Annotated in this window: 23 protein-coding genes; 21 read left to right on the top strand and 2 right to left on the bottom strand. The window is 37.1% G+C overall.

What is annotated here, in order from left to right; all coding sequences use genetic code 11:
- Positions 1-64: 64 nt before the first annotated feature.
- From FT986_RS15310 to FT986_RS15290, 5 genes are all read left to right on the top strand, one after another.
- The gene (locus FT986_RS15310) at positions 65-790 is read left to right on the top strand and encodes an SDR family oxidoreductase (RefSeq protein ID WP_147865775.1); all 726 of its coding nucleotides are present in this window, start codon (positions 65-67) and stop codon (positions 788-790) included.
- Positions 791-807: 17 nt separating this feature from the next.
- Positions 808-1122: an EthD family reductase gene (locus FT986_RS15305; protein ID WP_147865774.1), complete on the top strand. Its 315-nt coding sequence runs from the start codon at positions 808-810 to the stop codon at positions 1120-1122.
- 22 nt (positions 1123-1144) lie between these two features.
- Positions 1145-1816, top strand: coding sequence for a hypothetical protein (locus tag FT986_RS15300; RefSeq protein ID WP_147865773.1), 672 nt, complete (start codon positions 1145-1147; stop codon positions 1814-1816).
- Between the two features lie 51 nt (positions 1817-1867).
- Positions 1868-2512 (top strand): DsbA family oxidoreductase, encoded by a 645-nt coding sequence (locus FT986_RS15295; RefSeq protein WP_147865772.1) that lies wholly within the window; start codon positions 1868-1870, stop codon positions 2510-2512.
- A gap of 68 nt (positions 2513-2580) precedes the next feature.
- Positions 2581-3312, top strand: a complete 732-nt coding sequence (locus FT986_RS15290; RefSeq protein ID WP_147865771.1) for a haloacid dehalogenase type II — start codon at positions 2581-2583, stop codon at positions 3310-3312.
- Positions 3313-3551: 239 nt separating this feature from the next.
- Here FT986_RS15290 and FT986_RS15285 read toward each other — a convergent pair whose 3' ends face one another.
- On the bottom strand, positions 3552-3800 hold the full coding sequence (locus FT986_RS15285; RefSeq protein ID WP_147865770.1) for a hypothetical protein: 249 nt from the start codon (positions 3798-3800) through the stop codon (positions 3552-3554).
- Positions 3801-4526: 726 nt separating this feature from the next.
- Entirely contained in the window at positions 4527-5504 is a 978-nt protein-coding gene (locus FT986_RS15280) for an IS110 family transposase (RefSeq protein WP_168817893.1), read from the bottom strand.
- A 298-nt stretch (positions 5505-5802) separates the two neighbouring features.
- On the opposite strand from FT986_RS15280, the gene FT986_RS15275 reads away from it, so the two are divergent.
- The 16 genes from FT986_RS15275 to FT986_RS15200 all read left to right on the top strand — a co-directional run bounded on the left by FT986_RS15275 (position 5803) and on the right by FT986_RS15200 (position 23291).
- Positions 5803-6210, top strand: coding sequence for a hypothetical protein (locus tag FT986_RS15275; protein ID WP_147865768.1), 408 nt, complete (start codon positions 5803-5805; stop codon positions 6208-6210).
- A gap of 96 nt (positions 6211-6306) precedes the next feature.
- The gene (locus FT986_RS15270; protein ID WP_147865767.1) at positions 6307-7143 is read left to right on the top strand and encodes a DUF932 domain-containing protein; all 837 of its coding nucleotides are present in this window, start codon (positions 6307-6309) and stop codon (positions 7141-7143) included.
- A gap of 959 nt (positions 7144-8102) precedes the next feature.
- Positions 8103-8438 carry a single-stranded DNA-binding protein gene (locus tag FT986_RS15265; RefSeq protein WP_008992779.1) on the top strand — a complete coding sequence of 112 codons (336 nt, stop codon included), beginning with the start codon at positions 8103-8105 and terminating at the stop codon, positions 8436-8438.
- Positions 8439-8519: 81 nt separating this feature from the next.
- Positions 8520-8900: a DUF6876 family protein gene (locus FT986_RS15260; protein ID WP_025743391.1), complete on the top strand. Its 381-nt coding sequence runs from the start codon at positions 8520-8522 to the stop codon at positions 8898-8900.
- Positions 8901-8911: 11 nt separating this feature from the next.
- Entirely contained in the window at positions 8912-9109 is a 198-nt protein-coding gene (locus FT986_RS15255) for a hypothetical protein (protein ID WP_008992777.1), read from the top strand.
- A 531-nt stretch (positions 9110-9640) separates the two neighbouring features.
- Positions 9641-10189, top strand: coding sequence for a BfmA/BtgA family mobilization protein (locus tag FT986_RS15250; protein WP_027126753.1), 549 nt, complete (start codon positions 9641-9643; stop codon positions 10187-10189).
- The gene (gene mobB, locus FT986_RS15245) at positions 10189-11217 is read left to right on the top strand and encodes a MobB family relaxase (RefSeq protein ID WP_008992775.1); all 1029 of its coding nucleotides are present in this window, start codon (positions 10189-10191) and stop codon (positions 11215-11217) included. The genes FT986_RS15250 and mobB overlap by 1 nt, the downstream gene beginning before the upstream one ends.
- Positions 11214-12659 (top strand): type IV secretory system conjugative DNA transfer family protein, encoded by a 1446-nt coding sequence (locus tag FT986_RS15240; protein ID WP_028281656.1) that lies wholly within the window; start codon positions 11214-11216, stop codon positions 12657-12659. Before mobB ends, FT986_RS15240 begins: the two co-directional genes overlap by 4 nt.
- A 74-nt stretch (positions 12660-12733) precedes the next feature.
- Positions 12734-13129, top strand: a complete 396-nt coding sequence (locus FT986_RS15235; RefSeq protein ID WP_244745226.1) for a hypothetical protein — start codon at positions 12734-12736, stop codon at positions 13127-13129.
- 119 nt (positions 13130-13248) lie between these two features.
- Positions 13249-17664 carry a CusA/CzcA family heavy metal efflux RND transporter gene (locus tag FT986_RS15230; RefSeq protein WP_147865766.1) on the top strand — a complete coding sequence of 1472 codons (4416 nt, stop codon included), beginning with the start codon at positions 13249-13251 and terminating at the stop codon, positions 17662-17664.
- A 16-nt stretch (positions 17665-17680) separates the two neighbouring features.
- Positions 17681-18937, top strand: a complete 1257-nt coding sequence (locus FT986_RS15225; RefSeq protein ID WP_026775393.1) for an efflux RND transporter periplasmic adaptor subunit — start codon at positions 17681-17683, stop codon at positions 18935-18937.
- Positions 18938-19133: 196 nt separating this feature from the next.
- Entirely contained in the window at positions 19134-19472 is a 339-nt protein-coding gene (locus tag FT986_RS15220) for a P-II family nitrogen regulator (RefSeq protein ID WP_026775392.1), read from the top strand.
- Between the two features lie 16 nt (positions 19473-19488).
- A complete protein-coding gene (locus FT986_RS15215) occupies positions 19489-19905 on the top strand; it encodes a Fur family transcriptional regulator (protein WP_026775391.1) in 417 nt (138 codons plus the stop codon).
- A 50-nt stretch (positions 19906-19955) separates the two neighbouring features.
- On the top strand, positions 19956-20303 hold the full coding sequence (locus tag FT986_RS15210; RefSeq protein WP_028281653.1) for an STAS/SEC14 domain-containing protein: 348 nt from the start codon (positions 19956-19958) through the stop codon (positions 20301-20303).
- A gap of 9 nt (positions 20304-20312) precedes the next feature.
- On the top strand, positions 20313-22820 hold the full coding sequence (locus tag FT986_RS15205) for a heavy metal translocating P-type ATPase (protein WP_044403645.1): 2508 nt from the start codon (positions 20313-20315) through the stop codon (positions 22818-22820).
- A 36-nt stretch (positions 22821-22856) separates the two neighbouring features.
- Positions 22857-23291 carry a Fur family transcriptional regulator gene (locus tag FT986_RS15200; protein ID WP_026753622.1) on the top strand — a complete coding sequence of 145 codons (435 nt, stop codon included), beginning with the start codon at positions 22857-22859 and terminating at the stop codon, positions 23289-23291.
- Positions 23292-23341 lie beyond the last annotated feature (50 nt).

Here is a 23341-nt window from a genome sequence, read left to right as displayed (position 1 = left end):
ATAAACCTTCCGTTTAGTCGGAAGGTTTATAAATTAAAAAATTAAGAATCTAAAAAATAGAATTATGAGTATGGCTGTAGAAAGTAAAGTAGCATTAGTAACTGGCGCAAACAGAGGAATTGGTAAATCGATTGTAGAATCATTTCTAAAACACGGTGCTAAAAAAGTATACTTAGCTGTTCGTGATTTAGACTCTACGAAAGAATTAGAAGAGAAATATGGAAACAAAGTTTCAACGGTAAAAGCAGATCTGTCCAATACAGAATCTATAGAACATTTAGCACAACAAACAACAGATGTAGAGATTGTTGTTAATAATGCTGGTATTGGTAACCCACAGGTAACTATTGGTAAAGAAGTAGAAAAAGAGCTTCAAAAACAATTAGACGTTAATGTATTCGGTTTTTTACGAGTGGCAAATGCTTTTGCTAAAACACTAGAAAAAAACAAAGGAGCACTGGTTCAAATGAATTCTGTAGCTTCTTTAAAAAACTTCCCTCATCTTTCTATCTATTCCGCATCAAAGGCAGCTTCTTATTCTTTAACTCAAGGTTTAAGAGCAGACTTCAAAGATAAAGGAGTAAATATATTAAGCGTGCATCCAAGTCCTATAGATACTGAAATGGCAGCCGAAGCAGGTTTTGATAATCCTTCTTCTCCAGAAACTGTTTCAGAAGGAATTGTAGCTGCACTCAAATCTGGAGATTTTCATTTATTCCCCGACGAGATGGCAAAAGAGGTAGAACAGGCTTACCAGAGTTTTTCCGAAAATGTTGTTTTAACAGAATAAATATTTTAAATAAAAATATGATAAAAGTATCCGTAATGTATCCGAACGGTAAAGATGTGCAGTTTGATGCAGAATATTACAAAGCAAACCATTTACCAATGATCGTAAATGCTCTAGGTGATGCCTTAAAAGGTTTAGAATTAGATTTAGGTGTGGCTAGTAGGGTTCCTGGAGAACCTGCACCTTACGTAGCAATCGCACATTTAAAATTTGATAGCATAACCTCGTTTCAAGAGTCCTTTGGACTCCATGGAGAAACCTTTGCTGCAGATGTTAAAAATTATAGTAATGTGCAAGGAGTGCTTCAAATTAGCGAATTGATTACTTTTTAAAAAAGACTAGAAAGGTGTTGTAATGAAAATTAAAGAAGAAACTATAAAACATATAGCAGAAAAGAACTTTAAATCCGTTTTTAGAACTACTACTGAAGCTCCAGGTTTTGTGCATCTAGTTTTTAACAAAAAAGAAATTACACCTTATCGATTTAGGTCTATTATGATAGATCTAAAAAAAGAATTATCAAAACTTAGTGTTTCTACATTCAACAAAAAACTAAACTATCATTGGCTTGTGCGCTTTGACCAACAAGTAAACACACCTTTCCATGTAGACAATGCTGCAGATGAATCTATACTTATGTTAGGTTATGAACCTAGTGAAATTAAAAGTGAGTTGCATATAGCAGATTACCATGCTTACGCTAATAAAGCTTATAAAACACTCGAAGTCTATTCTAATAAATTTACACCTGTTTTTAAAGAGGACGATGATTTATTAAAGCCTTTTACATCAAAAATAAATTCAGTAAATGAGGATAATTATTCTATTGTTATAATTAATAATAGTAGTCCAAAACCTAATGTAGAAACATTAGGTATGTATCATAAAGCATTAATTATAAATAAAGATTTAAGTAAAAGCAGAGTTGTGAATTCTATGGTTTTAAATATGGTATCAATAGATAAAATCACAGAAGATGAACAAAAGGAAAATATTTTCCTCAGCACTAATCTAATTAGTAAATAACTAGATTAGTGTTGAAGAAATAAATATAAAATTCAATTGAAAAATAAAATTATGGCTGATAAATTAAAAATAGATATCGTTTCAGATGTAGTGTGTCCTTGGTGTACTATTGGATACAAGTGTTTGGAAAAAGCAATTGCAGAACTTGGTGTTCAAGATCAAATAGAAATAGAATGGCAACCATTTGAGTTAAACCCGAATATGCCCGTTGAAGGCCAAAATGTAAAAGAACATATTACTGAAAAATATGGATCTACTCTTGAACAACAAAAAGAGTCCCAACAGCATATGACCGAAGTAGGAGAAGAGCTTGGTTTTAAGTTTGATTATTTTGATGATATGCGAATGGTAAATACTTTTAATGCTCATATTTTATTAGATTATGCAAAAGACTTCGGAAAGCAAACCGAACTTAAAATGCGATTAACTACCGCTTTCTTTAGTGAACGAAAAGATGTTTCAAATAAAGATATCCTAAAACAAGCTTTACTAGATGTTGGTTTAAATGCAGATGAAGCACTTGCAAGGCTAGATAATGAAGAAGTACGCTATGATATAAGAAACAAGCAAGGTTATTGGAAGAACATGGGAGTTAATTCGGTGCCAACAATTGTATTTAACCGAAAAAGTGCAGTAACCGGAGCGCAACCTGTAGACGTGTTTAAAGAAGTACTTTCAGAATTAATTACTGAATAAGTAGATTATGAAAGACAGAAGGAAATTTATAAAAAAACCTGGGGTTATTAGGTGCAACAGGAGTTTTGATGCCTAATATAGGACTAGGACAAACAGAAAATAATATGGAAAATAGCGACAATGTAAGACCAAAAGTTTTATTCTTTGATGTTAATGAAACCTTGCTAGATCTTACCGATATGAAACAAGTAGTGAGTGAAGCTCTTAATGGTAGAGGTGATCTACTTTCATTATGGTTTACTACCATGCTTCAGTATTCTTTAGTTACTACGGCAAGCGGTCAATATGAACATTTTGGAAATATTGGAGCTGCAGCTTTACAAATGGTAGCAGCGAATAATAATATTAAATTGTCAGAGGAAGAAGCACGTAAAACTGTTTTAAATTCCTTACGTGGTTTGCCAGTACACCCCGAAGTAAAAGAAGCTTTAGCTCAATTAAAAAAAGACGGTTATAAACTGGTATCTTTTACAAATTCTTCAAACGAAGGGGTGAAAAAGCAATTTGAAAGCGCGGGTTTAACTGAGTGTTTTGATGAACGTATAAGTGTAGAGGACATTGGTAAATTTAAACCATTTACAGACACATATACTTGGGCCGCACGAAAAATGGGGGTGAAACCAGAAGAATGTATGCTAATAGCGGCCCATGGGTGGGATGTTGCTGGTGCGCTGTGGGCTGGCTGGCGTGCTGCATTCATCAGTAGACCAGGACAGCAAATATTTCCTTTGGCCCCACAGACAGAGATTAGTGAAGATGATTTAAAAAAAGTTGCTCAGGTTCTATTATCGTATAAATAATTTAGTGTTTATTAGAAAATTACAGAACAGATAATAGTCTAAAAGGAATTTGATAAATATTATATTTGTAATCCAAATCTTCATAAAACCATTTTGCAAGAAAATTTAATTAGAAAGCATACTATAAATGAGCTAATTGAAATTATGGGGGATAACCCCTAGAATGACGTTTTACACGTACATATTTCAAAAAATAAATACGAAGAAATTCTTATTACATATCCTTTTAGGACAGATGACTATTCGTTGATATTTGTTGTTAAAGGTGAAATTACAATTAAAAGCGGCGAAATTATTCCAGTTAAGCCAAACTTCTCGCTGTCATAGTTTACAAAAAAACCAGAAGCACCACCTGAATGCGTACTAATTGTAACTTGTAGCATTTGAGGTTTTTCTTTTTTTCTCTCTATATCAGCTATTGCTTGAAGTATTTTTAAAACTTCATTTGTATCTAAAACTGGTAATTGTAACATTGTTTTAAAATCCATAGTAATCCTTATTTGTTTTAAACAAAGTTGGAATATTAGGTTTAAACCTGACTAACTGTTTTCAGTGATATTACAAATTAGTATAGCTATTTTTGATCTAGGTTGTAGATCTACTTGCGCGAGATTATTTATTCTCAGAAAAAGAAATAATAGCTATTACGATAGAAAAAGCCCAATTTTAAAAATATAATTCACTTGAGTTTAAAGCAAAAAAAAAGAGTAATCATTTGATTACTCTTTTTCTAGTCGGGGTGGCAGGATTATACCCTTTCCCCATAATATTATATATATCAACCAGTTACAGATTCCGAAACTTTACTGTTAGCCGATTTGTTGACGATATTATAAATGAACTTAAAGTAAAATGCTTTACTTTCTGATGGTGCAAATATATAATTTGTATTATTTCAAACCAACATAAAAAGTCATTTATTTTATGACTCTTAATACTGCTTCAAATTTGGTTCATTATGCCTAATCATTTCTACTAAATATCTTTAAGTTAATCATTCTGGAAACACATTAAATCGAGTAATCAACTATTTCATTATAGGTCTTTTAAGTGATGAACTTCTATAGAAAAATTTGAGGTAGAGAGTATTCATACAATATTACCGAAATATAAACGTCGCAAAATATTTTTCGGAAAAGGGACGGCATAAAGCCATCGCTTCTTCCCTCGCTTATTTATATACTCTATTAAAAACAAATAAAATCGTTATTTTTTCAACTCATTTTTCTTGGGTCAATACAAATATGGTTCATATCATATGGTTTACGACTTTGGATGACACCATAGACTGTTCTTAGCATTTTATTGGACACATTGTTCATAATTAAGAAATAAGGCTTTCCTTCAAGTTTTTTTCGTTCGGCATATAAGCTGTATTCCTTATTATGAGCTACCGCCGTTTTGGCAGCAAGGAATAACAGGGATTTCAGTTTTTTATCGGCCATATGGCTTGTTTTCGATTTCATTGACATTTTCCCTGATGAGTTGGGGTATGGGCACACACCAGCAAATGCAGCCGCTTTTTTTGCCGTCGAAATACGTTTGAAGTTTTCCGTTTTGATGATTAGGTTGTTTGCGATTACCGGGCCAATTCCTTTGATACTTGTGACAAGTTTATAATTATCTCTTAATTCTGAATCTGATTGGACGACTTTTTCAATTTCTTTTTCAACAGAACTAATTTCATTTTCCAAATTCATAATTGCCCTTTTGCAGCTTCTATAGGCCACAATACTCTGGGAAGGTCCAATCATTCTTGCCTTTTGCCCCAGTAGAAGTGATGTCCTGTTTTTGGAAAGTTGTTCGCGCAAGGTATAGAGTTCTTTGAGTTCTTTGATGGACTCGGATTTAGGTTCTTCAAGGCGCAATTCTTCAGCAAACCTCTCACCATACTTTCTGATACGATAAGCATCCTTTGAATCACTTTTACCTCTCTGCAACCCAAGACTGTGCTTAACACTGTAACCAGAGACCAATGCTATTTTAATACCGTATCGGTAACAGAGGTGTACTAATAGGTCGCCGTAACTTCCCGTGTGCTCAGCTACCAAGATACAGTCATCTTTCACTTGTTTTAAAAAGTTGCATATACCATTAAAGTTATTGCGTATGATCTTTTTTTTCTCTTTACCTACATCAAGAAAGCTGACATCAAACTTTTCTTTGGACAGGTCAATTCCATATACTTCCATTATAAAATGTTTTAATGTTCCCATTGAGCGGCTTAAATCGTTAGTGGGTTATGCCCTTAATACTCTCTGGCTTTGACTCAAATAACTTACTGTACTTAATATAAATAGTAGATTTCCTCTATTCCGTTTCTAAAGCTAATGCAGTAAGTGGAACTGTTGTTTAATGGTAAAAATACATTTGTTTTTATCTATAATTCTTACTGTCGGTAAAGTAACGATTCCGTTTCCTTTCCACTCTAAAATTTTGTCTTCCGTTTGGGTTTTGCTCAAATATTGTTTAATCTAAAATCATTTAATTATGGAAACAAAAGTAAAATCAAACGGAACAGCAAAAAAAGTAAATGCAACCGTTAAAAAGGAAGTTCAAAAGAAGTTGACCGAGGAAGCTATCGGAAAAGCTGTTACACCGGAAAAGCTCGTGGTAGCCAAAAAACCAGAGATTAATTTGGATGACAGAATTCAAAAGTTTGAAAAATTGAGAGGTTTGGCCACGCAACGTGAACGACTTACGGAAACCTTGAGTGAACTTACCAAGTTCAATTACAATCAGGACGGTTCAAGTTCCTTTCATATTAGGGACTCACGCAATCTGGAATTCAAGACGACCAACACGAATTTAATCAAGTTGGTAACTACACATTTACAGTCCACTTTGGAACAACGTAAATCAGAGATTGAAGAACAGATTCTAAAATTTGAACTTTAATGAAGCTAATGTCTTCAAATGTGAAAGCCTGCTCGCAAGAGTAGGCTTTCTTTTTTTAATCATATCTGTCTTCAGACAGGTCTAAAATCAAATATTATGTATTTAAATCGTTTACAACAAGATGAAATTTTCGTTTCAAATGAAATGAAATCGTTAAAAATTATTACTGGTATGGAGTCTCGAAGAGGGCTTGAAAATGCCGTTATTTCCAATGACAAAATTGTGAATGTGGTCTCGAACAGTTATGGCCATATTCCAAATGAACTGTTTTTCAAAAAAGCCGAAGGGTTATTAATAGATGCCAATTTGAAATATCATAAACGCACTATCAACAGAAATGACAGGTCTTTCATTACCGATTTTATAATCGAGGACGATAATCAGTTTTCTTTAAAAGAAGGACAGGACAAGATTCTGCCAATGTTACGTTTCAAAAATTCTTATGATGGAAGCGAGAAAACTTCCGGACATTTCGGTTTTTATAGGGAAATATGCACCAATGGATTACACGTTGCACAAGCAGAAATCGCATTTTCGATAAAGCACAGCAAGAACAATACAGATTTAATAATGCCAAAATTGAACTTGCTATTTGATAAGTTTCTAAATAATGAATACTACGAAATCACAAGGAAATTCAGGGAAATGGAAGAAATCGAACTTATCGATACCGAGGCATTTGTAAAGGACATATTGGAAAAAACGAAATTGTTCCGATATGAATGTAGCGACAAAAACGATGACCCATCAAAAAAATCCCGTGAGGTTATAGAGCTTATCAACGATGAACCGTTTCCAGCTTATTCAAAACCTAATTTATGGGTAGGTTACAACGCCTTTAATTGGATGCTTCACAATACCTTGAAAAAGACCTTTTCACAACAAGAAAAGTTGGATAAGGTTTTGTTCGATGAAATATATGCAATGGTTTAAAGAAACATTGTAAAAGGTTTATCCAGTACCTAACTAAACTGGATTTTTAATTTTACTTCTGCCTTATCATTCCGTTTAGCACATTTCCCTACATTCCGTTGCTCTACATTTCGGAAAATGAGCTGCTCTCAAAAAAGGTCTTGGACACAACTTCAAAGATTCCGATTTCCATTCCACTTGCCTACTCATTCCCGAGAAAATTCGGGAAGTGGTCAAACTCTATTCCAATCTACATCTTTAAAGTCAAGTCCGCTTTAAATCCTACTTCAAAAGAATAATTTGGTTCTATAATCCGTTCAGCACTTTCCCGCTACATTTCGCAAAAAGCTACATTTCGGGCAAAGAGCTTCTCTATAAAAAATCTTGGACCCAATTCCCGTTTTTGGTTTTCCATTCCGCTTCCCCTTCCCGCTTCGCTGGGAAGGAACGCTACATTCCCAAACCAAAACCGTGAATCCAGTCCGCTTGTAATCGGAAAGTCAAAGCCTCGATTTTCTTAACAGAATTAACGGCAAAGCCTACTTTGGTCTTTACTCGATAATTCTTAAAAACCGAACCTTTGCCTCACACATTTTAAGGGGTTTATAATAGATGAAGCCTTTATTGTTTTTCGGGACAGCGAAAAACAGGTATGGCATAACCAATTCTAAAATAAAGCCATTTGCTCTGTTCGCTTAACTGTCGGTACGCTCTCGTCACAAATGGCTTTATAAGAATTGCTAATACCATTATGGAACTTGTCAAGACTGTACAAGTTTTAGGCAAAAATAAGGTTTCTACTTCCTTGAAAATCCAAGGATTTTACTACGTCGCAAACACACCTGATTTATTCCCTAAAAGTCTTGACAAAACCCACTTCATCCATTGTGCGGAGCACGAAAGAAATCATACAAACACCCCTTAAAATTTAATTCAGTTTAAATCAAAAAGGGAAATATTAATCTTTTAAATCTTTTATTATGAGTACTATTAAAAATCACGTACAGTTAATTGGAAATGTTGGGCAAGAACCAACTATTACGAACCTTGAAAGCGGTAAGAAAGTAGCCCGTTTATCATTGGCAACCAATGAATACTACAAAAACGGCAAGGGCGAAAAGCAAACGGATACCAATTGGCACACCGTTGTCGCTTGGGGCAAAACTGCTGAAATTATCGAAAAGTATGCCGAAAAGGGCAAAGAAATCGGAGTTGTTGGAAAACTAAAGACCCGAACCTATACCACGGACGATGGCAATCAACGCTATGTTACCGAAGTGATAGCCGATGAAATCCTATTATTAGGTAGTAAGTAAAAAGTAAAGAGGGCACTAATACCAGTTTTCAATTAGTTTGTGCCCTCTTCTTTTCATCATTAATTCTAAAAAGATATAACAATGAAAGCACAAGTTAACGAAATAAAAGAAGGATTGCAACATTTTCACGGTTCTGAAATGTTCTATCAAATCCCATTAATACGCACCCGATTTACAAACGGACTGAAATATTTAGCCAACGTAGCAGAGTGTTTTTGGCTCATTACCGATGTTTCAGTAATCGCCAAAAGTTTGCTAAACCGAAGCCATTTTATAACAATAGATTTTAAAAGGCTATCGGAAGAGGAACAGGATTATACAGGCTATGAAGCTGAAATAATTTACAGCGATGGAAATGGGAATATATTTGAAATACACCGATACAATTTTACCGATTTTCCTTTGGATGAACTACGGTTGTATTTTGTGGATAATACGTTGATGCTTACAAGCGAATATTAAAAAGTAAGGCTATGATTTATCTAAATTATAACAACCTCGATGACGAAACCCAACAACATCTACTTTCCGTTTCAAAAGAAGATATAGAAAGCAAATTTGGGAACGACCTTAAAGCCTACGCCAATGAACATCATATGGATTATGATAAGATATTGGACGAAGAAGCGATAAAAAATCTATATTCATATCAGTACGTTTTTAACATCTAAAATAAAAACAAGAATTAAGACCTTTGAACTTTCAGAGGTCTTTTTTTGTGCTTTACTTTTTTCAAATTTACAAGAGCCAATATTCAAAAACTCGACGTCTTAAATTTACTTTTTTATAAAAATCCTATTTTTTGGTATCAAAACTAACCATTTGGAAACAATCTGTATTTCAATATTATATCTAAATAGAATATCTTTAAAAGACTGTTAGCAGTATCAATTTAAAGTATCGTTATCCCATTTTGATTTGACTTTCGCCGATAATGATACCCATCAAAAATTAAACATATCGGAATTTTTTATTCCGAAAAAAAGCAACTGACTTTTCAGTCAGGTTGTTTGAAAAATTTTGTCCCTGCGGGACGAATTTGAGAAGCAAGAGGGTAACACGCCAAGGCGATGTTAACGATTGGTTTTTAGTTGTAATTATTTGATATTCAAATAATTACTGGTTATATAAAATAGAGAAATAACAAAGTTTTACAGTAAATCCTTTTGAAACCCCTATAAAACGGCAATTTTTTACAGTAAATGAGTTCAAATCATCAAAAGAAATACAGTTTTTCTGCCATTAGTATTAAACCTAAAGTGGCAACTCGCTTTCGGAAATTTTCCAAGGAAATTACCCATTCACATACTGATACGTTGGAAGCAATGATGAACTTTTTCGATTTGAACGAGCTATCCCCAAATGAATCTTTGGGTGCAAATATGAAGACTTTAGAGAATAGCTTAAAAAAACGAATCAATGCACTTGTAGCCATTATTAGGGATATTGAAAAAAACCAGACCAAACCCACCAATGCAATGTTGGAACTGCTCTTTCAGGAGAATCCAAAAGAGGAAGAAGCACAAGAAGAATTATTTGAATTTGAACAACAGGAATTGATTACAGAAAATGAGGAACTGAATCATTATCGAAATCGGTACGAAGAAGTTCAACAACAATTCCATTCCGTAAAATATGATTTAGAAAAAATCATTGATAAGACCACTTATGTTAAAAGCAGTTTTGGAGGTGGCTATTTAAAACTGGATTTAAGCAAAGATGAATTTGAAAACATTAAACAAAAATTATAATGTATATCACAGTAACCAAACAGACATTAGATGGCAATTATGCACAGAGCGTTTCCGATTTTGTCGCTTATCTCGAAAAAGAAAACGATGACAAATCCATTGATGAAATGGAACATTTTTTCAATCAGTATGGCGAAGAAATATCAGGTAAGGAAGTCATTAAAGAAATTGACGGAAATACGGCTAAACTCAAAAAGACCGAACCAAAGTTTTATTCCATTACAGTCAATCCGAGTGCTTATGAATTGAAGCGATTGCAAAATCATTCCGAGGAACTGAAAAAGTACACCCGAGAATTGATGAAAGAGTACGCTAAATCTTTTAATCGGGAAATAAACGGACGAGCTGTTACTGTAGATGACATTATATACTATGCCAAAATTGAGCATCAGCGTACGTATAAGGGAACGGATAGGAAAATTCAGGAGAACCAACCTTATGCCACCAAGATACTTCAAATTAAGAACGATATCCGGAAAATTAAAAGTGGCGAATTAGAAGGCAACATCAAAAAATTACAGCAAACGATGTCCCGATTGGAAAAAGAAGCACCACATCAACAAGATGGAAAACGCATTGTTAGAGGGATGCCTAAAGAAGGCTCTCAAAGCCATATCCATATTATTGTGAGCAGAAAGGATATGTCCAATAAATACAGTTTGTCCCCTGGTAGCAAGTACAAAGCTTCGGAAACCGTTTTTAATGGCAAACCTGTAAAACGTGGTTTTGATAGGGACAAATTCTTTAAGGCTTCTGAAAAAACGTTTGACACTCTATTTCAATACAAACGAAACTATGTTGAAACTTATAAGGCACGTAAAACATTCCTGAAAAATCCAAAGTTGTATTTCTCAATTCTTTCGGGATTGCCAACCAATGAAAAGGCAACTGCCTATAAAATACTTGCCAAATCTGGTGTACCCATAATGAATATTCCAACAAACAAAGTACAGTTGGCATTAAAGATAATCAACAAGTTTAAAAAAGGGATTGACCGAGCAATACAGTCGGGTTCTATTGGGATATGAGTATGTCAATACCACATATCATCCTTTTTATTGTTGTTCCGGTATTGTTTGTCAGTACAGTTTTATATGTGTTTCTTCATCAAGAAGAGCCCAAAAACGGAGATAAGAAATATCAGGTACGCTTTAAACTTCGTCGTGGAAAATTTCAAATCGAAAATATCAAGCGAGGTGCATCGATTATTGGCTCTGCGGGAAGCGGTAAAACAGAAAGTGTTATCTATAATTTTTTACAGCATTTTAGTACCCATCAATTTTGTGGTATCATACACGATTACAAGGATTTTGAACTTACCGAAATTGCCTACCCATTATTTAAAGAAAAGGATATTAAATTCTATACCATAGCTTTTGACCAAATCCATTATTGTGTAAACCCAATTACCCCAAGATATTTGCCCAATGAGGAAAGTGTGAATGAATTATCCAAGGTACTCATTGAAAATCTTTTGGAGTTCAACGAATCCAGTACAAACAGTACCACAAAATTCTTCAGTGATGCTGTTGAAGGTTTGATGGGTGGAATGATTTGGAAACTAAAAACGTCCTATCCTCAATATTGCACCCTGCCCCATTTGATTGCTATTTTTCAATCGATGACTACCAAACAGTTGGTTACTTTTGTGAGCTCAAATATCACTTCCCGAAGTATGGCAAGTGCTTTTATCAACGGAATGGATTCTGACAAACAAACGGCAGGTGTGAAAAGCACATTGGCCAATGCCTTTAAAAAGATAGGTTCACAACAGTTGTTTATGGCTTTGTCAAAAGATGAAGTACCATTGAATATCAACAGCAAGGACAATCCTGCTGTTATCTGCATCGTGAACCATCCCAAATATGAATCAGCTTACTCGCCTATCATCGCTGCAATTATGCACACAGTCATCAAGCAAATGAGCGTGAGAGGTCAACAGTCGTCATTTTTAATGATGGAAGAAGCCCCAACCATAAAGCTGCTTAATATGCACCGCATTCCCGCAACTTTAAGAAGCTATGATATTGCCACAATTTACGTGATGCAGGATAAAATTCAGAATGATATGCTATATGGAGACAAAGCGAGTAAGGCTATTTTGAGCAATCTTTCCTATCAGTTTTTCGGCAAAGTTAATGACCCAGATACTGCAAAATATTATGAGCGTTTCTTTGAGATTGTTCGTAAGGAAACCACAAGTATAAATCGTGGACACAATCTAAATTTTGATACGAGAATTACCACAGGCGAAAAAGAAGTTTCTAAACGTAGAGCAGATGTTTTTTTCCGTTTGAAACAAGGCGAGTTTATAACTTTTGCTGATGGCAAAGATAAAAGAGTTCAATTTAAACTACAAACGATTAAAAGAGAAATACCAAATCCTCATCAACATTTTACAACCGATGAATTAAAGCTCAATTTTGAACGGATTTATAGAGAGGCAAAATCTATATTTAAGGTTAACTAAAATTAGTAAATAAAGAACAACCATAGTTTTTGCACAACCTGTGCATCGATTAATTTGTATCTTTGTCAAACTTTATGAAAATATTCTTTTCCATATCAATGTCTATTTTATTCTTTTTTCAGGGAATCAGCATTGATATGGACTTTTGTGGGCCAATTAAAGAAATTTCAAGCATTATTACCCATTATCAAGACCATAAAGTTTATGGAGACTCTTTCCTTGAATACGTAGTCGAAGATTACATTGACAATGGTGCAAAAAATGAAGGGCATCATCATAACCCTGATAAGGAGAATACACCAATCCATTCCCATCAGCAATGTTGTCACCCTTTAGTGTTAATGATTGAGAACAACAATTTGGCTTTAATTAATCAATTAAAGTTTGAAGGAAAAAAACAGGTTAACTTACATAAAGTAAACTTCTCTTCCAGATATTTGGAATCGCTTTTCCAACCCCCTAAAGTATAATTCAGTTTTTTTTAAGGATAGCTATATCCTAACGTGATGCTTCTCAAGATAGGCATTGCTATATAAATGCGTTGCACCTATTCGCATCGTAAGTTTTAAACTGAATTAATACATTTTCTATGATTAACAAAATCATTTCATTTTCCATCAATAATAAATTTATTATTGGCTTATTTATAGTGGCATTGGTTGGTACGGGCATTTGGTCTATGGCTACTATAAACTTGGGTTCTGTACCCGACATAACAAACAACCAAGTACAGGTAATAACCGTGGCCCCTAACTTGGGGACAGAAGATATAGAACAATTTGTTACCTACCCTGTGGAATTGGCAATGGCAAATCTGCCAGACGTTATCGAACTGCGTTCGGTGTCCCGTTTTGGTCTTTCGGTGGTTACCATTGTCTTTAAGGATGAGGCTGGAACCTATCTGCCAAGGCAATTGGTACAGGAAAAATTGACCGAAGTTGCTGGAGAAATCCCTGAAGGTTTCGGCACACCTTTTATGGCACCCATAACAACAGGTCTGGGCGAAATTTTTCAATATACCTTAAAAGTAAAAGAAGGCTATGAAGACAAATATGACGCAATGGAGCTTCGTACCATCCAAGATTGGATTGTTAAACGCCAAATGGCACTAGTCCCCGGAGTCGTTGAGGTCAATGCCTTTGGAGGCTATGTAAAACAATACGAAGTTGCCATAAATCCTGATAAACTAAAAAGTTTTGGCATTACAATGAATCAGGTTTTTGAGGCCCTTAAAGTGAACAATGCCAATACTGGTGGAGCTTATATCGAAAAAAACCACCAAGCCAATTTTATCCGTGGCGAAGGGCTGGCACGAAGTATTGCCGATTTGGAAAACACGGTTGTAACCACACAAAATGGAAGCCCGGTTTTAATACGTGATGTCGCGGAAAAAGTAGGCTATGGTAATCAAGTGCGTTATGGTGCGTTTACCCAAGATGGACACGAAACTGTTGGTGGACAAATTTTAATGCTGAAAGGCGAAAGCCCAGGCGACGTGATTGAAAATGTGGAAAAGCGTATTGTAGAAATTCAAAAATCCCTGCCGGAAGGTGTTTATATTGATGCTTTTTTAAGCCGAAGTGAACTTATTGAGGCAACCACAAGTACCGTTAAAAACAATCTAATAGAAGGAGCCCTAATCGTCATATTTGTTTTGGTCTTACTTTTGGGAAGCTTCCGTGGTGGCTTGATAGCAGCTTCGATAATCCCTTTATGTCTATTATTTGCATTTATTTTGATGAAACAATTTGGCATTTGGGCAAATTTAATGTCCTTGGGTGCGATCGATTTTGGAATTATTGTAGATGGAGCGGTGATTATCGTGGAAGGAGCGGTTTTCCACATTCATCAACGGATGAAAAAATCCACAACCGCCATCAACCAAGCTGAAATGGATGAAATCGCCTATGATTCTTCAAGTAAAATGATGAATTCTGCCTTCTTCGGTCAACTAATTGTTCTTATAGTTTTTACACCGATTCTTTTTTTGACCGGTGTGGAAGGGAAAATGTTCCGGCCAATGGCATTTACATTTGGTTTTGCCGTTTTAGGAGCGATTATCCTTTGTCTTACCTACGTGCCAATGATGTCATCATTATTTTTAAAACCTGCTAAAAATCAAAATAGTTGGTTCGCCAAGTTTGAAAACAAGATTGATAGGTTCAGTGATAAAATTATGGATGTTCTGAATCGTATCTATCTGCCTATATTAAATTTTGCACTTCGCTTTCGGGCAGGTGTGGTTATAGGCGCGGTTTCCTTGCTTTTGATTTCAGGATTTATTTTCAGCAATATGGGAGCAGAATTTGTCCCTAAATTTGATGAAGGCGATATTGCATTTCAAGCATTGATAAAACCGGGGAGCAGTCTTACAGAATCTATTGAGGCTTCAGAGAAACTTCAGAAGTTAATCAATGAGTTTCCGGAAGTAAAAACAGTAGTTTCTAGGATTGGTGTGGCCGAAATACCGACAGACCCGATGCCTATGGATATTGCCGATAGTTATATTATTCTTGAAAAAGATAAGAGTAAATGGACTTCCGCAGATAGTAAAGAAGAACTGATAGAAAAAATACAGGAAAAAATTTCAGTAGTTCCCGGCGTAAATTTCGTGTTTACCCAACCTGTAGAACTTCGTTTTAATGAATTGCTTACAGGGGTTCGTGAGGACGTGGCAATCAAACTGTACGGAGAAGATTTAGGCGTTTTGGCAGACAAGGTACAGGAAATCGCAGCGGTCATCAGAACCGTTCCCGGAGCGGCTGACCTCAATGTAGAAGCTACAAGCGGTTTGCCACAAATGACAGTGGTGTATAACCGGGCAAAAATGGCACAATACGGTGTAACCGTTGACAAGCTGAATGATTATGTAAGTGCTTCATTTTCTGGAGAACAGGCAGGAGTCATTTTTGAAGGGGAAAAACGATTCGATGTGGTCATTCGTTTGGCAGAGGAATATCGACAAGACATCAATAGCTTAAAAAACCTTTTCATAGACCTGCCAAACGGTGCACAAGTACCTTTAAAGGAGGTTGCAGATATCAGCTATAAGCCAGGTCCGATGCAGATTTCAAGGGACAATACCTCCCGTCGTATTTCGGTAGGGGTCAATGTTCGTGGGCGCGATGTAAAATCGATGGTCGAGGAAATTCAACAAAAATTGGAAACGGACGTGAAACTGCCACCAGGTTATTTTGTAACCTACGGAGGTTCTTTCGAAAACCTTCAACGTGCTTCAGACCGATTGATGATTGTAGTTCCAATCGTTCTATTAACAATATTTGTTCTGCTTTACTTTGCTTTAAATTCAGTTACACAGGCCTTGATGATCTATATGGCAGTGCCTTTGGCGACCATTGGTGGTGTTTTCGTTTTGTTGATTCGTGGAATGCCTTTCAGTATTTCTGCCGGAGTCGGGTTTATCGTGCTCTTCGGAGTTGCCGTATTAAACGGACTCATACTCATAAACAAATTCAATGAATTAAAAGACAGTGGAATGACAGATTTAAAAAAACGTATATACGAAGCAACGCACGAACGTTTACGTCCAATTTTATTAACAGCCATTACAACAATTATGGGTTTTATCCCAATGGCGATTTCTACCTCTGGTGGTGCAGAAGTACAGCGACCTTTGGCGACAGTAGTCATTGGAGGAATGCTTACGGCAACATTTCTGACCTTGGTGGTTATTCCTATTCTTTATTATTGGCTGGAATCCCGAAAAGAAAAGAAGGACAATGGTGGAGATGTAAGTTATATTAAAAAATCAACCAATATTGTAACCGTATTATTGATGGTTGGAGGTTTGATGGCTTCTGGTACTTCATTTGCCCAAGACACCAATCAAGATGGTACAATCCCAAAGACCTTGACCATTGATGAGGCTATTGCTATGGCTAAACAGAATTATCCATCACTTAAAGAGAGCCAAGCATTTATTGAACGGGAAAAGGCACTAAAGGGAACGAGTTTTGACCTTGGTAGCACTCAAGTTTTCACGGGCAAAGAAGAATATGGAAATAATCTTCCTGGAGTGCAGACAACCGTTGGTGTGCAACAGGGCAACATTGATTTGCTTTCCGGTTTTTCAAAATCGAAGTTTTACAAAGAGCGTATTGCCTTGGGAGAAAAGTTTTATGTGGCCAGTGAACAACAATTGGTGCGTAATGTGATGCAGGCGTATGACCAAATTAATTATTACAAGGCACAATTGCGTTTTGCAGACCAATTGGACAGTATTTATACCAATTTTAAGACCGCTGCCCAACTTCGGTATGATACGGGAGAAACAGGTAAGTTGGAATTTATTTCAGCCTCTTCAGAATTTCAACAGATTCAAGTATTAAGGCAACAAGCCTTTGATGATATTGAAATAGCCAAACGTGCCTTAAAACAATATTTGGGAACGGATGAATCCATTGAAACGATTAGTGAACCATACAAAACATTGGATTTTATGGCAATGTTAGATTCCACTTCGGTGGCCAATAACCCAATGTTGCAATATGCGTTGCAAAATGCCGAAGTAAGCAAGGCAAACGTTGGTGTTGAGAAATCACAATTCCTGCCGAAATTCAGTTTATCGTATGGCAGACAGGTTGTGGATGATGTTTCAGGCTTCAACACCTATCAGGCAGGTATTAGTATTCCGTTGTGGTTTTTTCCCCAGAAGTCGAGGGTCAAGGCGGCCAAGGCAGACGCAATGGTAGCAGAGAATCAATATTTGGAACAAAAGGCGGTCACGGAAAGTCGTGTGTCGCAATTGACCAAATCCCTTGAAAAAACAAAGAAGATTTTGCAATATTACGAAGAAGGCGCACTACTCTTGGCAGAAGAACAAATTACCACCGCACAATTGGCATCTAAAGAAGGCGAAATAGATTACGTCAATTACATCACGATTCTCAATAGTGCCATCCGCATTAAACAAAACCATTTACAATACATCAATCAGTTTAACCAGCAGACCATTGATATGCAATATCAATTGGGCAATTTATAACCTTAAAAAAAGAGAAATGAAGAATATACTATTAGTAAGTACCGTATTATTTACACTTATGTTTATGAGTTGTAATGATGCCCCAAAATCTGAACTTGGGCATAACGAAGCCGAAGGCGTATCAAAAACCAATGAAGCTGGAGAAGATGCACACGGCGAGGAAGGCCACAGTGAAGGAGAAGAAGAAGGTCACAGCGAGGAAGAAGGCGTTGTGGAACTCACAAAGCAACAGGCCGAAACCATAGGTTTGGAAATGAAACTTTTGGAGGAACGCAATTTAGGGAACAACATTAAGGTAACAGGAACGCTGGAACTTTTCCCACAGGACAAGGCGAACATAAGTCCTTTTGTTGGTGGAAATGTGAGTTCCATAAAAGTAATACCCGGAGATAACGTAAGCAAAGGACAGGTGTTGGCATATATAGAACACCCTGATATCATTGCAATGCAACAAGATTATCAGGAAAAAAATGATGAATTGGTCTTTTTGAAACAGGATTTTGAGCGCAAGCAGACTCTTTATGATAAAGGTGTTTCTTCTGGCAAGGAATTTCAAATGGCACAGTCAAAATTTCGTTCTACAACATCCAGCGTCAATGGTTTGCGGTCCCAATTGAGACTGTTGAGCATTAACCCGGACAAAGTGGCGGAAGGACAGATATATTCCGCTGTTCCCATTACCTCGCCTATAAGTGGGTATGTGGATGAAGTAATGATTAGCCTTGGCGATTACGTGGCACAACAATCCAAAATGTTCTCGATAAGCGACAACTCAAAAATTTATGTCAACTTCAAAGTATATGAGAAGGACATAAAGCAAATCAAGCAAGGGCAACAGATATATTTTTCCACGGCCTCTCGTCCAGATGAACTGCTTAAAGCAACCGTTCGGTCTGTTGGTAAAACCTTCAATACAGACCCAAAAGCTTTGGAAGTTCTGGCAGATATTGAAAACAAGGATAAAAACCTATTGCCGGGTATGTATGTGGAAGGGCGAATAGTGCAAGGCGAGAAAAAGGGTTTTGCCGTACCGGAAGCTGCCATTATAAAAGAAGGCGAGCAATCCTTTATTTTTATTTTGGATGAAGATGAAGAAATGGAAGCGGACAAAATGAAATTTAAAATGATACCCGTAACGGTTGGTATTACTGATTTAGGCTTTGTTGAAGTCAACCTGCCTGCCGAAGTTTCAAAGGATGCCAAAGTCGTGATAAACGGAGCTTATAACCTGTCTTCGGAAATGGTCAAGGGCGAACTGGAACACGGACATTAATTCAATAACAATCAAAGATTTTGATTCCGAGTTTGTTTATCGTCTTAATTAGTTAGTTAAAAATTAAAAAACAGGCTCGGTTCAAAATCGATTAAAAATTTAAAAATATGAAATGAGCTATAACAATGTGGATACCAACCACAATGTTGATTGGGGAATTACATATGACCATTAAAAAACAAATAAATATCAACAGATGAAAGAAATAAAAGCATTTATAAAACCAAACCGAATCCAAAGAGTCATTGAAGCACTTTCTGACAATGGATTTGAAAGTATGACCCTTTCACAAGCAGAAGGCACGGGCGCATTCAAGGCAAAAGGTGCAAGACCGTCGCTAGATTTTCACGTAACAGATAGTCCTGTGGTAAAATTGGAATTGGTCTGTCAAAATGAGGAAGCCCAAGCGGCCATTGAAACAATTATAGCCAACGCCAAAACCGACGGGCCTGGAGATGGTATTATTTATATAGCAAATATTGAAGATGCCTTTCAGATTAAAACAGGAGATTCCTTAAAACGGCACGACCTGTAAATCTCTTTTTAAACAAATGGAAAAAATAGTTCAATTTTTAGAAAGCAAAGGAATACGACCTACAGCTATGCGCCTTATGACATATAAGCGGTTGGCAGAGTTGAATGTGGCCATCAGCCTTGGCGACTTGGAAAAGGATTTTAAGGTCAGTGAAAGAAGTACCCTATTTAGGACTATGAAAGCGTTTGAAGAAAAAGGTATTGTGCATCAAATCGAGGATGGTACGGGAGTTATAAAATACGCCCTTTGCGAAGAAAATTGTGAATGCGAGGTCGGCAACGACCTTCATTTGCACTTTCATTGCAACAATTGTAATGAAACGGTCTGTTTAACAGAGCATAAAATCCCTCACATCAACTTACCTGATGGTTATATTACCGAGGATATCAACTTGGTGGTAAAGGGCATTTGCGAAAAATGCAGTGGCAATTAGGATTAAACGTTTGGTTTTTAAATTTAATTATCATTTATAAATAGTGAGTAATGATGTCAATCTATAAAAAAGAAGCTACTGTATATATGGTGGCAGAGAAAAAGCTGGATGCCAAGGATTATGAAAACTTGATACCAGTCTTAACAGAACATATAACTGCCCATCCGGAAGTTTTCTGGTACATCGAGATGGAAAATTTTGAAGGTTGGACAGCAGAGGCACATTGGAAGGGAATTGAATTAGACCTTCCGAATGAAAAGCATTTAAAGCGTGTTGCTTTGGTGGGTAGCGTTAAATGGCAGGAGCAATTTACCGAGGTATTGCTTCCTTTTTCAGAAGCTCATATAAAATTTTATAAGACCGAAGAAAAAGACGATGCCAAAGAGTGGATAAAATAAAAATAAAAAATGGAAAAACTACAACTAAAAATACCGGTCATCCTTCCGCAAGTTCCTAACGAAAAAGATTCTTGTGTTGAAAGGCTTATTCAAAAACTACAAGCTAAAGAGGGCATCGAAAAAGTGCACATTGCCGATGCAAACGGAGATGATGTGCCGCAGCTCTGTTTTCATTATGACCCAGATATCATTTCCATTGACCGCATTCAATCCCTCGCCGAAAGTACTGGTGCCGAGATTACCGAAAAATACGGGCATTTGCTCATTGAAGTTAAAGGAATCAGACACACAAGGCAGGCTCGTTCCATAGAGAAAAGCCTTTTGACAATCAATGGAGTTTTGGAAGTTTCCGTTTCAGGCTCTGGAATGGTACGACTTGAATTTGATAAAAAGCAAACGAATTTTGATGAAATAAGTAAACAAATTGAAAAAGAAGAGCTTCAGATTCAGCGGAGTTCTTCAAACGAAAATGATTACACCAAAGCATCCAAAAAACAGGAGCGTTCAAAGAAGGAAGATACTAAAGAACAAACTTCCACAGAGGGCGAGACCCACGATGAAGGAGAAGATCACGCCCACGGTGGTATTTTCGGTAAAAATACGGAGCTCATTTTTTCCATTATCTGTGGGGCACTTCTCGGAATAGGTTTCGGACTTTCCTATGTAGAATCCATCCCAGATTGGGTCAGTCTTACTTTATATATTGGTGCTTACTTTTTCGGTGGTTTCTTTACGGCCAAGGAAGCAGTACAGACCGTCGCCAAAGGCGGTTTTGAAATTGACTTCTTAATGCTTGTTGCAGCCATTGGGGCAGCCATTTTGGGAGAATGGGCAGAAGGTGCCTTGTTGCTGTTCCTGTTTAGTTTGGGTCACGCCCTTGAACATTATGCAATGGAAAAGGCCCGAAAGTCCATTGCGGCACTGGCAGATTTAGCACCAAAAACGGCATTGCTCAAAAAAGATGGCAAGACCGAAGAAGTTGGAATTGAGGAATTGAGTATTGGCGATATTATAGTGGTCAAGCCCAATAGTAAAATATCCGCAGATGGCGTCGTGGTCAATGGAAAAAGCAGCGTCAACCAGGCACCTATTACCGGGGAAAGTGTACCCGTGGACAAAATTCCCGTGGAAGATACGAGCAGGGACTATTCCGCAGATGATGATATAAATGATGAAAACCGCGTGTTCGCCGGAACTATCAACGGTAATAACACGCTGGAAATAAAGGTAATCAAAGAAGCCAAAGACTCTACGCTGTCCCGACTGGTCAAATTGGTCAACGAGGCACAGACCCAGAAATCCCCAACCCAACTGTTGACCGACAAGTTTGAAAAATACTTTGTACCATCCGTACTGATATTGGTGGGTATCCTACTCTTTGCCTTTTTGGTCATCGACGAGCCATTTAGTGCCAGCTTTTATAGGGCGATGGCGGTATTGGTCGCAGCAAGTCCCTGTGCATTGGCCATTTCAACACCAAGCGCCGTATTGAGCGGTGTGGCACGGGCAGCACGGGGCGGTGTACTTATTAAAGGTGGGCGACCTCTGGAAGACTTGGGCGAATTGACCGCCCTTGCTTTTGACAAAACAGGCACGCTTACCGAAGGAAAGCCTAAACTTACCCAAGTTGTTCCACTTGGGGATATAGAAGAAAATGAACTTATAAAAATAGCCGTAGCTGTTGAAAATTTGAGCGACCACCCTTTGGCAAAAGCCGTTGTAAGGGATGGAAAAGAACGTCTGGAAGGCACTTCAATACCCGATGCGACCGATTTGGAAGCTGTTCTTGGAAAAGGTATCAAAGCTTCTTTGGGCAAGGATAAAATCTATATTGGAAACCTTGACTTGTACGAAGACCTCGATGAAGCAAAACCACCCGAAGAAATATCGAATAAAGTAAAAGAACTTGAAGGTGGTGGAAATACCACAATGCTCATAAGAAGGAACAAAGAATATATCGGTATCATCGCCCTGATGGATACCCCACGGGAAGCGGCCAAGGAAACACTGAAAAAATTAAAGGAAATCGGCATCAAACGGATGATAATGCTAACCGGGGATAATCAAAAGGTTGCCGATGCCGTTGCTAAAGAAATTGGGTTGACCGATGCCTGGGGAAGCCTGTTGCCAGAGGAAAAGGTTGATGCCATTAAAAAATTAAAAGAACAGGAATCCAAAGTCGCAATGGTAGGCGACGGTGTGAACGATGCCCCTGCAATGGCAAACAGCACCGTAGGAATCGCAATGGGTGCTGCGGGCAGTGATGTAGCATTGGAAACAGCTGACATTGCCCTAATGGCCGATAAACTGGAAACCCTGCCCTTTGCCATAGGTTTGAGCAGGAAGGCAAAAACCATTATTAAGCAAAACCTTTGGGTAAGCCTCGGTATTGTGGCATTGCTCATACCATCGACCATTATGGGTTGGGCCAATATCGGTATTGCAGTGGTCATCCACGAAGGCTCAACGTTACTTGTGGTTTTTAATGCGTTAAGGCTTTTGGCTTATAAAAAATAAATTTAATAAAAAAGGGTTGCTTTTGAAAAGGTTAAAATGACCAAAACGGAAAAGATACTATCATATCACGGGATTCGACCTACTAAAATGAGGTCGAAGATATACAAGTTCCTAAAAAGGAAACAAAGTGCCGTGTCCTTTTCCGATTTGAAAAAGGCCTTTGTTCAAAAGAGCGAAACCAATAAAACAGCAAACAGAACGACCTTTTATCGCAATCTCAAGATTTTTGAGGATAAAGGGTTGATTCATCAGATTAATGATGGGGTCGGAGTGGCAAAATATGCGATTTCTGATGAAAACGCCAAAGGTAAATACGGTACAGATTTACATATGCACTTTCATTGTACCGATTGTAGGAAAACAATCTGTTTACCAAATAAAATATCGGAAGAGAGCTTGCCAGACGATTATGAAGTGAACGATGTGAACCTTGTATTGAAAGGAATATGTGAAAAATGCAGGAAAAAATAACAGGTGGGAGTACTTGAACCTTGAACCTTTGCGCCCAATGGTCCAGTTCA

Source organism: Mesonia sp. K4-1 (assembly GCF_008017825.1).
Taxonomy (GTDB): domain Bacteria; phylum Bacteroidota; class Bacteroidia; order Flavobacteriales; family Flavobacteriaceae; genus Mesonia.
The sequence above is the reverse complement of the archived record's forward strand: the minus strand, read 5'-3'. Positions and strand labels throughout refer to the sequence as shown.

Coding starts and splice junctions, on each gene's coding strand:
- FT986_RS15265 (WP_008992779.1), top strand. CDS start 8,103: ATGAGTACTATTAAAAATCACGTACAGTTAATTGGAAATGTTGGGCAA.
- FT986_RS15280 (WP_168817893.1), bottom strand. CDS start 5,504: ATGGAAGTATATGGAATTGACCTGTCCAAAGAAAAGTTTGATGTCAGC.
- FT986_RS15270 (WP_147865767.1), top strand. CDS start 6,307: ATGTATTTAAATCGTTTACAACAAGATGAAATTTTCGTTTCAAATGAA.
- FT986_RS15230 (WP_147865766.1), top strand. CDS start 13,249: ATGATTAACAAAATCATTTCATTTTCCATCAATAATAAATTTATTATT.
- FT986_RS15225 (WP_026775393.1), top strand. CDS start 17,681: ATGAAGAATATACTATTAGTAAGTACCGTATTATTTACACTTATGTTT.
- FT986_RS15310 (WP_147865775.1), top strand. CDS start 65: ATGAGTATGGCTGTAGAAAGTAAAGTAGCATTAGTAACTGGCGCAAAC.
- FT986_RS15260 (WP_025743391.1), top strand. CDS start 8,520: ATGAAAGCACAAGTTAACGAAATAAAAGAAGGATTGCAACATTTTCAC.
- FT986_RS15295 (WP_147865772.1), top strand. CDS start 1,868: ATGGCTGATAAATTAAAAATAGATATCGTTTCAGATGTAGTGTGTCCT.
- FT986_RS15220 (WP_026775392.1), top strand. CDS start 19,134: ATGAAAGAAATAAAAGCATTTATAAAACCAAACCGAATCCAAAGAGTC.
- FT986_RS15300 (WP_147865773.1), top strand. CDS start 1,145: ATGAAAATTAAAGAAGAAACTATAAAACATATAGCAGAAAAGAACTTT.
- FT986_RS15255 (WP_008992777.1), top strand. CDS start 8,912: ATGATTTATCTAAATTATAACAACCTCGATGACGAAACCCAACAACAT.
- FT986_RS15210 (WP_028281653.1), top strand. CDS start 19,956: ATGATGTCAATCTATAAAAAAGAAGCTACTGTATATATGGTGGCAGAG.
- FT986_RS15305 (WP_147865774.1), top strand. CDS start 808: ATGATAAAAGTATCCGTAATGTATCCGAACGGTAAAGATGTGCAGTTT.
- FT986_RS15235 (WP_244745226.1), top strand. CDS start 12,734: ATGAAAATATTCTTTTCCATATCAATGTCTATTTTATTCTTTTTTCAG.
- FT986_RS15250 (WP_027126753.1), top strand. CDS start 9,641: ATGAGTTCAAATCATCAAAAGAAATACAGTTTTTCTGCCATTAGTATT.
- FT986_RS15215 (WP_026775391.1), top strand. CDS start 19,489: ATGGAAAAAATAGTTCAATTTTTAGAAAGCAAAGGAATACGACCTACA.
- FT986_RS15200 (WP_026753622.1), top strand. CDS start 22,857: ATGACCAAAACGGAAAAGATACTATCATATCACGGGATTCGACCTACT.
- FT986_RS15240 (WP_028281656.1), top strand. CDS start 11,214: ATGAGTATGTCAATACCACATATCATCCTTTTTATTGTTGTTCCGGTA.
- FT986_RS15205 (WP_044403645.1), top strand. CDS start 20,313: ATGGAAAAACTACAACTAAAAATACCGGTCATCCTTCCGCAAGTTCCT.
- FT986_RS15290 (WP_147865771.1), top strand. CDS start 2,581: ATGCCTAATATAGGACTAGGACAAACAGAAAATAATATGGAAAATAGC.
- FT986_RS15285 (WP_147865770.1), bottom strand. CDS start 3,800: ATGGATTTTAAAACAATGTTACAATTACCAGTTTTAGATACAAATGAA.
- FT986_RS15275 (WP_147865768.1), top strand. CDS start 5,803: ATGGAAACAAAAGTAAAATCAAACGGAACAGCAAAAAAAGTAAATGCA.
- mobB (WP_008992775.1), top strand. CDS start 10,189: ATGTATATCACAGTAACCAAACAGACATTAGATGGCAATTATGCACAG.